A 10,712-nucleotide genomic window follows, 5' to 3' on the forward strand; every position below is an offset into this window, starting at 1 on the left:
ACCCCACCCCCACTGTGTGCCCGCGGCCCCCCCCCCCCCCGGCCCGCGCGGGGGCGCGGCGCCCCCGGGGGGGGGGCCGCCCGCGCAGCGAGGCGGCCGAGCAGGCCATCTTCAGCGCCGTCGAGGCGCTGATGGAGGCCGGCACCGGCCTGTCCGAGCTCACCGTGGAGCGGATCGCCGCCGCCGCCGGCGTGGGCAAGGCCACCATCTACCGGCGCTGGCCCAACAAGGAGGCCCTGCTCGTCGACGTGGTCGCCCGGCTGGAGGAGCCCACCCCCGAGCCGGCCGGCGGCAGCGTCCGGGACGAGCTGGTCAACATGGTCGACTTCATGCGCCGGCGCGGCCTGGCCAAGCGCTCCCGCTGGATGCTCAAGTCCGCCCTCAGCCAGATGAACGCCTGGCCGGAGCTGCGCGACGCCTACCAGGAGCGGGTGGTCAAGCCGCGGCGCGAACTCGCCCGCACCATCATCCGGCGCGGCATCGCCGAGGGCGTGCTCCGCGACGACCTCGACGTCGAGCTCGTCTGCGAGGTCGTCATCGGCCCGATCCTGCTGCGCTCCGTGCTCTGGGACGAGGCCCCGCTGGACGACCCGAAGCTCGCCGAGCAGATGGTCGACGCGGTGCTGACCGGGGTCGGCGCACGGCCGTCCGAAGGGCATCCGCGCTGATCGGGGGCGTGCCGCAACCTTCCGGCGGCCCCGCGGCGTCTGTGCCGTCATAGGCTGAGCCGAGAATCCGACCGGATCCGGCGTCGGCCGGACGGCACGGTCGGTACGAGGAGCGGGGCGCATGGTTCAGGCGGACGGGGCAGTGACGGCGACCGAGGACGCGGGGGAGCCGCCGGCGGCCCCCGAGGCCGGCCGGACCTGGCTCGACCCGCGGCGCGGCTGGGTCACCTCCGGCCTCGCCGTACTGACCGCCGTGCTGCTGGCGCTGCACTCCCAGATCCCCAACGCGGTCGGCAACCTCGGCAGCCTGCTGGAGACCTTCCTGCCCTGGCTCGGCCTCGCGGTGCCGCTGCTGGTCGCCGCCGGCCTGTGGCGCCGCTCGGCGACCGCGCTGGCCGCCGTGCTGCTGCCGGTGATCATCTGGTTCAACCTGTTCGGCGGCCTGCTCACCGACAAGAGCTCCGGCTCCGGCGACTTCACCGTGCTCACCCACAACGTGGCCGCCGCCAACAGCGACAACGCCGGCACCCTGCGGCTGCTCAACGGCTCCGGCGCCGCGATCGTCGCCCTGGAGGAGCTGTCGCCGAGCGCGGTGAAGACCTACTCCGCCGGCCTCGCCGCCCACTACCCGTACCACGCGGTGGAGGGCACCGTCGGCCTCTGGTCGACCTACCCGATCGCCGACGTGCGGGTGGTCGACATCAGGATCGGCTGGACCCGGGCCTTCCGCGCACAGGTGACCACCCCCGCGGGGCCGCTCGCGGTCTACGTCGCCCACCTGCCGTCCGTCCGGCTGAAGTCCGAGGGCGGCTTCACCGCCGGCCGCCGCGACGTCAGCGCCCAGGCCCTCGGCGACGCGATCGAGGCCGAGCAGCTGAAGAAGGTCATCCTGCTGGGCGACCTCAACGGCACCGTGAACGACCGCAGCCTGGCCCCCATCACCTCGCAGATGCGCTCCGCGCAGGGCGCCGCCGGCGACGGCTTCGGGTTCTCCTGGCCGGCCGCCTTCCCGATGGCGCGGATCGACCAGATCCTCAGCAAGGGCGGCCTGCGGCCGACGAACTCGCGGGTGCTGCCCGCCGACGGCAGCGATCACCGGGCGATCACCGCCGACTACCGCTACTAGGAGCTGTCTTCACAGGGCACTCGGGTGGTCGAATCAGGGGCACCTATGTGCAATCCGTAGGCCTTTGAAGACACGTCCCAGGTCCGCCGCCCCGGCCCGCGCGGACCCGCCGGGCCGGCCCCGGCGGCGGCACAATGGCAGGCATGGACGGACGGGACGTGGAGCGGGCGCTCACCGAGGCACTGCGGGTGCTCGCCGCCCGGCAGGACGAGGACTGGTCGGTACGGGCGGGCAGCCTCACCTGGACCTGCCGCGAGACGGCCGTGCACATCGCCCACGACCTGCTCGCGTACGCCGGGCAGCTCGCCGCCCGCCCGCAGGACGGCTACCTCCCCTTCGACCTGGCCGTCCGGCCCGAGGCCCCGATCGCCGAGGTGCTGGACGTGGTGCGGGCCTGCGGCGGGCTGCTCGCCGCCGCACTGGCCACCGGCCGCCCGAAGGACCGGGCCTGGCACTGGGGCCCGACCGACCCGACCGGCTTCGCCGCGATGGGCACCGCCGAGATCCTGCTGCACACCTGGGACATCACCCGCGGGCTGGGCGGCGGCTGGACACCGCCCGAACCGCTCTGCGCGGCCGTCCTGGCCCGGCTCTTCCCGGACGCCCCGGCCGGCGAGCCGGCGGCGGTGCTGCTCTGGTGCACCGGCCGCGCCGAACTCCCCGGCCGGCCCCGGCGCACCTCCTGGGTCTGGCAGGCCGCACTGGGCTAGGGCTTGTCCTCCGGTGCCCGGTCAGCCGCGGCGCCAGCGGTTGGTGATCGGCAGCCGGCGGTCGCGGCCGAAGCCCTTGCCGGAGATCTTCGGGCCCGGCGGGTACTGCCGCCGCTTGTACTCGGCGGTGTCCACCAGCCGCACGATCCGGTCCACGACCTCCGGGGCGAAGCCGGCCGCGACGATCGCGTCCCGCCCCTGGTCGCCCTCCACGTACAGGTCGAGGACGGTGTCCAGCAGGTCGTAGTCGGGCAGCGAGTCGGTGTCGACCTGGTCCGGCCGCAGCTCCGCGGAGGGCGGCTTGAGGATGGTGTTCTCCGGGATCGGCGGCACCTCACCGCGCTCCTCCGCCGCCTCGTTGCGCCAGCGGGCCAGCCGGAAGACCAGCGACTTGTAGACGTCCTTGATCGGCCCGTACGCGCCCACCGAGTCGCCGTACAGCGTCGAGTACCCGACCGCGAGCTCGCTCTTGTTGCCGGGCGCGAGCACGATGTGCCCCTCCTGGTTGGAGATCGCCATCAGCAGCGTGCCGCGCAGCCGGGACTGCAGGTTCTCCTCGGCGAGGCCGGTCAGCCCCAGCGCGGCCATGTAGGCGTCGAACATCGGGGCGATCGGCACCGTGCGGAAGTTCAGTCCGGTGCGGCGGGCCAGCTCGGCGGCGTCGTCCTTGGAGTGCTCGGAGGAGTACCGGCTGGGCATCGAGACGCAGTGCACGTTCTCCGCCCCGACCGCGTCCACGGCGATCGCCGCCACCAGCGCCGAGTCGATACCGCCGGACAGGCCGATCAGCACTGACCGGAAGCCGTTCTTGTGCACGTACGCGCGGGTGCCCTCGACCAGGGCCGCGTAGATCTCCGCCTCGTCGTCCAGACGCGGTGCGACCTCGGCGGCCGGCGCCTTCGCGGGGGCCGGCAGCTCCTCGCCGCCGAGCTCGGTGCGGACGAGGTGCAGCCCGTCGCTGAAGATCAGCCCGTCGGTGTGCTCCGCGGCGGCGGCCGGCAGCTCCAGGTCGACCACCAGCAGCTGCTCCTCGAACTGCGGGGCCCGCGCCAGCACCTCGCCGTCGGCCGAGACCACCAGCGAGTCGCCGTCGAAGACCAGCTCGTCCTGCGCGCCGACCATGTTCAGGTACGCCAGCGTGCAGCCCGCCTCGGCCGCCCGGCGGCGCACCAGCTCCAGCCGGACGTCGTCCTTGTTCCGCTCGTAGGGGGAGCCGTTGACCACCAGCAGCAGGCCGGCCCCGGCCTCGCCGGCGGCGGTCGCCCGGCCGCCGTCCTGCCAGATGTCCTCGCAGATCGCCAGCGCCACGTCCACCCCGTGCAGGTTGACCACCGCGAGCTGGTCGCCGGGGACGAAGTAGCGGTACTCGTCGAAGACGCCGTAGTTGGGCAGGTAGTGCTTGGCGAACCGGGTCGCCACCGCACCGCGGTGGAGCACCGCGGCACAGTTCTGCGGGGAGCCCGCCGGGCGGTGCAGCCGCGGGTGGTCCGCGGCGGACCGGCCGAGGTAGCCGACCACCACCGGCAGCTCGCCGAGGCCCTCGGCCGCCAGGCGGGCGGCGAGCTCGACCAGCGCGGTGCGCGACGCCTCGACGAAGGAGCCGCGCAGCGCCAGGTCCTCCACCGGGTACCCGGTGAGGGCCATCTCGGGGAACGCGACCAGCTGCGCGCCGGCCTCGGCGGCCTGCCTGGTCCAGCGGACCACCTCATCGCTGTTGCGGGCGATGTCACCGACCCAGGGGTCGATCTGGCTCAGGGCGAGACGGAGATTGGGCATGTCCCGAGTGTAATCGTCTATCTGACGCTATGTCTCGGCCGGGGGCGTTCCGGCGGCATTCCGGGCGCGTCCCGGGCGTGCCTCGGGAGCGTCCGCCGGGCGGTCCGGGTGTCGGCATCCGGGCGAAGATCCGCCATGATGGGACCCAGCCGCCGTTCGGGCCGGGGCCGCGGGCCACGCGCGTAACACGGACGTAAAGAGCAGAGGTGAGACTGTCCCCATGGGCAAGCAGCAGGAGTTCGTGCTTCGCACGCTCGAGGAGCGTGACATTCGTTTTGTCCGGCTGTGGTTCACCGACGTGCTCGGGTTCCTCAAGTCGGTCGCGGTCGCGCCCGCCGAGCTGGAGCAGGCCTTCGAGGAAGGCATCGGCTTCGACGGCTCGGCGATCGAGGGCTTCGCCCGGGTCTACGAGTCCGACATGATCGCCAAGCCGGACCCGACCACGTTCCAGATACTGCCGTGGCGCTCCGAGACCCCGGGCACCGCCCGGATGTTCTGCGACATCATGATGCCGGACGGCTCGCCGTCCTTCGCCGACCCGCGCTACGTGCTGAAGCGCACCCTGGAGAAGGCCTCCGCGCTGGGCTTCACCTTCTACACCCACCCGGAGATCGAGTTCTTCCTGCTGAAGAACCTCCCGGGCGACGGCACCGCGCCCATCCCGGCCGACCAGTCCGGGTACTTCGACCACACCCCGCGCGGCGTCGGCCACGACTTCCGCCGCCAGGCGATCACCATGCTGGAGTCGATGGGCATCTCGGTGGAGTTCTCCCACCACGAGGGCGCCCCCGGCCAGCAGGAGATCGACCTGCGCTACGCGGACGCGCTCTCCACCGCCGACAACATCATGACCTTCCGCCTGGTCATGAAGGAGGTCGCGCTGGAGCAGGGCGTGCACGCCAGCTTCATGCCCAAGCCGTTCTCCGACTTCCCCGGCTCCGGCATGCACACCCACGTCTCGCTCTTCGAGGGCGACCGCAACGCCTTCCACGAGTCCGGTGCGGAGTACCAGCTCTCCAAGGTCGGCCGCTCGTTCATCGCCGGCCTGCTCAAGCACGCCGCCGAGACCGCCGCCGTCACCAACCAGTGGGTCAACTCCTACAAGCGCATCTGGGGCGGCTCCCAGCGCACCGCCGGCGCTGGCGGCGAGGCCCCCTCGTACATCTGCTGGGGCCACAACAACCGCTCCGCGCTGATCCGCGTGCCGATGTACAAGCCCGGCAAGCAGGGCTCCACCCGCATCGAGGTCCGCTCCCTGGACACCGGCTGCAACCCCTACCTCGCCTACGCCGTCACCCTCGCCGCCGGCCTCAAGGGCATCGAGGAGGGCTACGAGCTCCCGCCCGGCGCCGACGACGACGTGTGGGCCCTCACCGACGCCGAGCGCCGCGCCCTGGGCATCCAGCCCATGCCGCAGAACCTCGGCGAGGCCATCGACCTGATGCAGCGCAGCGAACTCGTCGCCGAGACCCTCGGCGAGCACGTCTTCGACTTCTTCCTGCGCAACAAGCGCCAGGAGTGGGAGGAGTACCGCTCCGAGGTCACCCCGTTCGAGCTGCGCAAGAACCTCCAGGTGCTGTAACCGCAGGTCAGGGCGGCCTGAAACGCAAGAAGCCCCTCGGGCCAGCGGATGCGATCCGTTGGCCCGAGGCGCGTTTTCAGGGCTTTTGTCCTTCCTGGGCCGTCCCCGGGCCGGGGATCGCACCCGCGGTCGCGAGTGCGGGCTTCCACGCGCAGGTGCCGACGCCGCTCCGCCGCACGGGGCCGCCCTGCTGACGCGAGAACAGCAGCCGCTCGGTCACGGGCGGACCGCCGGGCGTCAGCCGGGGCAGCGTCACGTCCTGCGGCGGGAACGCGGCGAGGTGAGCCGCGAAGATGCCGGCGCCGCACCCGTCGGCCGCGTCCACCATCGCCCGGCACCGGGCGGGGTCACCGGGCCCTGGTCGATGGCGTGACCTGCGTGGCTGCCCGGTGGCGCCCCCGTGTGCCGGGCGGAGGTGCCCCGTCCGGTCCTGCCCTCGCGGGGTGGCGGGGGTGCGTGGCAGGCTGGAGGCGGAAGTCTCCGCGCAGGTTGCCCGGGTGGGTGACAGGTTGCGTTGTCGAGGGAGGCCGTGCCATGGCCGGTGGTGTCACGGGGAATGGCCGGAGTGGTCGGACCGTCGAGCGGGCCTTTGCGGGCGGATGGACCACGTTCGCCGCGATCATGCTGCTCTTCGGCGGCATCATGGCGGTCTTTCAGGGGATCGCCGGGATCGCGAACGATGACTTGGTCGTGGCGACCCGGCACTACACGTTCTCGATGAACAGCACGGGCTGGGGGTGGATTCACCTCATCCTCGGCGTCGTTCTCGTCCTGGCCGGGACGGCACTCTTCGGCGGCGGGGACGCCGTGTGGGCGCGGGCCGTGGGTGTCGTCGTGGCCGGGCTCGGAATGATCGCCAACTTCCTGTGGCTGCCCCACTACCCGTTCTGGGCGATCGTGCTGATCGCGATCGACGTCTTCGTGATCTGGGCGCTGTGCGCGGGAACGACCAAGAGACTGCCCTGACGGGCCGCGCGTGCCGTGAGTACTGCCGGCCTTACCGGCCCGTTACTGCTCCCCGGCTCCCGGGCCGCCCCGCACGATCTCCGCCGTGCCCTCGCGAGACCTCCATCGCTCAGCGCGCCGCCGTCATGAACTGCGGTGGCCGTCGGGCTCAGTGACGGTCGATCGGTACTGATATCGGCCGGTATGATCATCGCGGGGATTCGGGGTGGGACATGGGGGCAGGGCAGATGCGCGTACGGAAGTCGATGGCGGCCGCGGCGGCGGTGGCCGCGCTGGCGGCAGTGGCGGGGTGCGGTACGGGCGACGGGGGTGCGCCCAGCGCGGGCCGTCCCGCACCGCCCCCGACCGCCGCCCCGGCCTCGTGCGCGCCGCGCCTGGCCGACGGCGACGAGGGACCCGGCGGGGAGTCGGCCGAGCCCTCCGTCGAGGACCTGCCGGACGAGGTCCGCTGCCTGCCCTCGGTGGCCTACGGCTCGGTGGTCGTGCAGACCGGGAACGCGGCGCTGCCGCACCGCTCCCTGATGGTGACGGTCGTGCAGGGCACCGGCCGGATGCAGACCCAGGTGCTCTGCGGCAAGCTCACCGAACTCGGCTACGGGCCCGGCGGCCGCCGAGGGATCGACATGCTCACCGTCGGCGGCGACCCCGCCTCCGGCACCTACCTCTCCGGCCCGACCACCCGCGGCAGGACCTGCGTCCAGGCCCCCTGACCGGCCCGGGGCTCAGCGCCGTTCCCAGACCGCGAAGGCTCCGTCGGTGCTCGGGAAGTCGAAGGGGACGGCGCTGTAGGCGGTGTCGTGGAAGGGGAAGGTCCGGGCCAGCCGGTAGCCGTTCGGGGCGAGCAGGGCGGCGAGGCGGCGGTTCTGTTCGGGGGACTCGCGGTAGTCGAAGACGATCCGGGTGAAGCGGCGGTCCTCGATGGCCTGCCGGTAGGCGGCCGGGCCGGTGAGCCGGCGGCCGGCGGCGGTGGTGTACGGGAGCATGTAGGAGGTGCTGACCACCGCGGCGTGCACCGGGTCGGGGTACAGGTAGTAGCGGGGGAGCACGGCGTTCTCGGCGAGGATGGCGGCCGGCGGGTCGGCGTCCGGCCGCAGGTAGGCCGTCAGGGCCCGGGCGTCCGGGTGGCCGGCGACCAGTTCCTGGGAGACCCAGCCGGCGGTGGCCGCCGCGGTGGCGAGCAGGCCGACGGCGAGGAGTGCCGAGCGCGTGCGGTGGCGGGTGAGCCGGCCGAGCAGCAGCCCCGCGGGCAGGGCCGCGAAGAGCAGTCCGAAGGCGCCGCGGGTCTCCAGCGATCCGGCGCTGCGGTGCCACAGTGCGGCGAGCGGGGCGAGCAGGGCTCCGGCGGCCAGTACGGCGGCGAGTGCCGTGCGGGTGGCGTCCGGCCGGCCGTGCACGGGGTCGGCGGTGCGCGCGTACCGGACGGCGCCGAGCAGGCCGAGGAGTGTGACGGCGCCGGTGCAGTCGACCGCCCACGCGGCGACCTCCGCGGCGGACTGGCCGCCGCCGCGCCCGAGCGCCCCGGCGATGCCGCTCAGGATGCTGCTGCGGTCGTACCACCCCGTCAGGAAGAGCACCCCGGTGACCGGGACGGCCGTCCACAGCAGGAAGAGCGCACCGCGCCGCAGCGCGCGGCGCACCCCCAGCAGCGGCGCGGCGAGGGCGGTCTCGGCGGCGGCCACCGGCAGCACGAAGAGCCAGGCCGGGTAGGCGAGGACGACGGCGAGGAACGCGAACACCGGGGCCGGGGTCGAGGCGCTCTCGCGGTCGGCGGAGCGGACGGCGCAGAAGAGGGCGGCGGCGAGCATCAGCAGGGCGGGCGCGTCCGGGGTGGCGAGGTCGCCGCTGCACAGGGCCGGCGCGGAGAGGCCGAACAGCGCCGCGGCGAAGAAGGCGCAGCGCTCGTCCCCGAGGCGGGCCGCCGTCGCGTGCACCAGCCAGGTCGCCGCCAGCGCGCAGGCCAGGCTGAGCGCGCGGGCGGCGGCCAGCCCGCCGCCGCCGTCGATCCAGGCGGCGGCCACCGGGTACAGGTAGGGCAGCCCGGGGAAGTACGCGTCGTAGTTGTCGTCCAGCGGCCGGTCGGCGAACAGGTCGTCCAGCAGGCGGTGCCCGCCGTACAGGGAGGCGGCCTCGGCGCTCTGCGCCGACCGCGCCAGACCCACCGTCAGGACCGCCTGCAGGAGCAGGACCCCGAGAAGGGGCGCGCGGGTCCGCAGTCTCACCATGTGCGCCGCCTGCCCTCGTGCCGGTCGACCGTCCGAAACGCCGTCACGATAACCGTCCGCCGTCCTGTCCCGACCCCGGCGCCACACCGGCGTTCGGGTGCTGTCGGCGGCTCGGAGCAGCGGGTTGGCCTGCGCGGGTGAACTGTCGGGACGCGGACAGTTCGCGCCGCGACGATATGTCAGGTCTGCATCTAATCTCAGGATTGTCGGCGGCTCTCCCCGCCGCTCCACCCACCGTCCACGCCGTTGTGATCGGGGCGCGATGAACGTCCTTGCCGAACCCGCCCCCGCCGAGCCGACCCCGGCCGCCCCCGGGCCGGTGATCCTCGCCCTGATCCCCGCGCACAACGAGGCCTCGCGGATCGCCGCCGCACTGGCCGCACTGCGCCGGCAGTCCCCGGCCCCCACCCGCACCGTGGTGGTCTGCGACAACTGCACCGACGAGACCGCGCTGATCGCCGCCACCCTCGGCGCCGAGGTGATGGCGACCGCGGACAACCGGGACAAGAAGGCCGGCGCGCTCAACCAGGCCCTCGCCCGGTACGAACCGCAGCTCGCCGACACCGACCTCGTCCTCGTCCAGGACGCCGACACCACGCTCAAGCCGGGCTTCCTGCGCGCCGCGATCGACGCCTCCGCCGACGGTGTCGGCGGGGTCGGCGGGATCTTCTACGGGGAGCCCGGCGGCGGCCTGCTCGGCGCCCTGCAGCGGATCGAGTTCCACCGCTACGCCACCTCGATCGCCCGCAAGCGCTACCGCGCCGAGGTCCTCACCGGCACCGCCAGCCTCTTCCGGGCCGGCGTGCTGCGGGAGATCCGCCGGGCCCGCGGCGAGGGCCGGCTCGGCGGCGGCGACGGCTACTACTCGGTCGCCTCGCTGACCGAGGACGACGAGATCACCAAGGCGGTCCGCACCCTCGGCTACCGCACCGTGTCCCCGCCCGGCTGCGAGGTGGAGACCGAGGTGATGCCGACCGTGCCGCGGCTGTGGCAGCAGCGGCTGCGCTGGCAGCGCGGCGCCCTGGAGAACCTGCGCGACTACGGCTGGACCAGGGTCACCGCGCCGTACATCCTGCGCCAGTTCCTGATGGGCGTCTCGGTGCTGTTCATGTTCATGTACCTCGGCTACATGCTGCTCACCACGCTGCTCTTCGGCTGGCCCCGGGTGTCGGCCTTCTGGGCGTGCGTCGGGCTGGTCTTCGTCCTGGAGAAGATCGTCGCGGCCCGCCGGGCGGGCTGGCGCGCCCATCTCCTCATCCTCACGTTGGTCGTGGAACTCGTCTACGACGTCATCCAGCACTGCATCTACGTCCAGGCGCTCTGGAGGTTCGCATGGAAGAGGGAGCAGCGATGGTGCGCCACATAACCGGCGCACCGTCGTACGCAGGTCAACCGGATCACCACGTGCCGCCGTTCGGCGGAGCTGAGGAGGAAGACATGTACGGGAAGCTGCCCACCTGGGGTGCGGCCGGCGCCGGCGGGACACTCGCCGCGACCGGCGTCAACTCGATGGGTCTGCTGGTGGCGGCGTTCACGCTGACCATGGCGGGTGTCGCCGTGATGCGGCTGCTGCCGCGCCGCTGACCGGGCCCGCGGGGGGCGGGCGGGGGCGGCCGCCGCCTCGCCCCCCCCCCCCCCCCCCGCGCCCCCCCCCCCCCACCC

11 protein-coding genes are annotated in these 10,712 nt (G+C 73.4%); 8 read left to right on the top strand and 3 right to left on the bottom strand.

The window, feature by feature from the left end:
• The 3 genes from ACFV0G_RS04115 to ACFV0G_RS04125 form a co-directional block, all read left to right on the top strand.
• Nucleotides 1-668, top strand: a 668-nt coding sequence (locus tag ACFV0G_RS04115; RefSeq protein WP_380541242.1) for a TetR/AcrR family transcriptional regulator, incomplete at its 5' end; no start/stop codon positions are given.
• Between the two features lie 121 nt (nt 669-789).
• A complete protein-coding gene (locus ACFV0G_RS04120) occupies nt 790-1,794 on the top strand; it encodes an endonuclease/exonuclease/phosphatase family protein (RefSeq protein ID WP_380541245.1) in 1,005 nt (334 codons plus the stop codon).
• A 143-nt stretch (nt 1,795-1,937) separates the two neighbouring features.
• Nucleotides 1,938-2,504, top strand: a complete 567-nt coding sequence (locus ACFV0G_RS04125; RefSeq protein WP_380541248.1) for a maleylpyruvate isomerase N-terminal domain-containing protein — start codon at nt 1,938-1,940, stop codon at nt 2,502-2,504.
• Between the two features lie 21 nt (nt 2,505-2,525).
• On the opposite strand, the gene ACFV0G_RS04130 is transcribed toward ACFV0G_RS04125, so the two are convergent.
• Entirely contained in the window at nt 2,526-4,280 is a 1,755-nt protein-coding gene (locus ACFV0G_RS04130) for an NAD+ synthase (protein ID WP_380541251.1), read from the bottom strand.
• A 220-nt stretch (nt 4,281-4,500) separates the two neighbouring features.
• On the opposite strand from ACFV0G_RS04130, the gene glnA reads away from it, so the two are divergent.
• Nucleotides 4,501-5,862, top strand: a complete 1,362-nt coding sequence (gene glnA, locus ACFV0G_RS04135) for a type I glutamate--ammonia ligase (RefSeq protein WP_380541254.1) — start codon at nt 4,501-4,503, stop codon at nt 5,860-5,862.
• Nucleotides 5,863-5,938: 76 nt separating this feature from the next.
• On the opposite strand, the gene ACFV0G_RS04140 is transcribed toward glnA, so the two are convergent.
• Nucleotides 5,939-6,190, bottom strand: a complete 252-nt coding sequence (locus tag ACFV0G_RS04140; protein WP_380541257.1) for a hypothetical protein — start codon at nt 6,188-6,190, stop codon at nt 5,939-5,941.
• A gap of 206 nt (nt 6,191-6,396) precedes the next feature.
• Here ACFV0G_RS04140 and ACFV0G_RS04145 point away from each other — a divergent pair, with 206 nt between their 5' ends.
• Together ACFV0G_RS04145 and ACFV0G_RS04150 are read left to right on the top strand one after the other, a co-directional pair.
• Nucleotides 6,397-6,828, top strand: a complete 432-nt coding sequence (locus tag ACFV0G_RS04145; RefSeq protein WP_380541260.1) for a hypothetical protein — start codon at nt 6,397-6,399, stop codon at nt 6,826-6,828.
• A gap of 227 nt (nt 6,829-7,055) precedes the next feature.
• Nucleotides 7,056-7,538 carry a hypothetical protein gene (locus ACFV0G_RS04150; protein WP_380541263.1) on the top strand — a complete coding sequence of 161 codons (483 nt, stop codon included), beginning with the start codon at nt 7,056-7,058 and terminating at the stop codon, nt 7,536-7,538.
• Between the two features lie 12 nt (nt 7,539-7,550).
• Here the strand turns inward: ACFV0G_RS04150 and ACFV0G_RS04155 are convergent, their stop codons facing one another.
• Nucleotides 7,551-9,050, bottom strand: a complete 1,500-nt coding sequence (locus ACFV0G_RS04155) for a hypothetical protein (RefSeq protein WP_380541266.1) — start codon at nt 9,048-9,050, stop codon at nt 7,551-7,553.
• 262 nt (nt 9,051-9,312) lie between these two features.
• Here ACFV0G_RS04155 and ACFV0G_RS04160 point away from each other — a divergent pair, with 262 nt between their 5' ends.
• Nucleotides 9,313-10,416 (top strand): glycosyltransferase, encoded by a 1,104-nt coding sequence (locus tag ACFV0G_RS04160; protein ID WP_380541269.1) that lies wholly within the window; start codon nt 9,313-9,315, stop codon nt 10,414-10,416.
• A 71-nt stretch (nt 10,417-10,487) separates the two neighbouring features.
• Nucleotides 10,488-10,634: a hypothetical protein gene (locus ACFV0G_RS04165; protein ID WP_380541272.1), complete on the top strand. Its 147-nt coding sequence runs from the start codon at nt 10,488-10,490 to the stop codon at nt 10,632-10,634.
• The last annotated feature ends 78 nt before the right edge of the window (nt 10,635-10,712 follow it).

Source organism: Kitasatospora sp. NPDC059571, assembly GCF_042735675.1.
Classification (GTDB): Bacteria; Actinomycetota; Actinomycetes; order Streptomycetales; family Streptomycetaceae; genus Kitasatospora.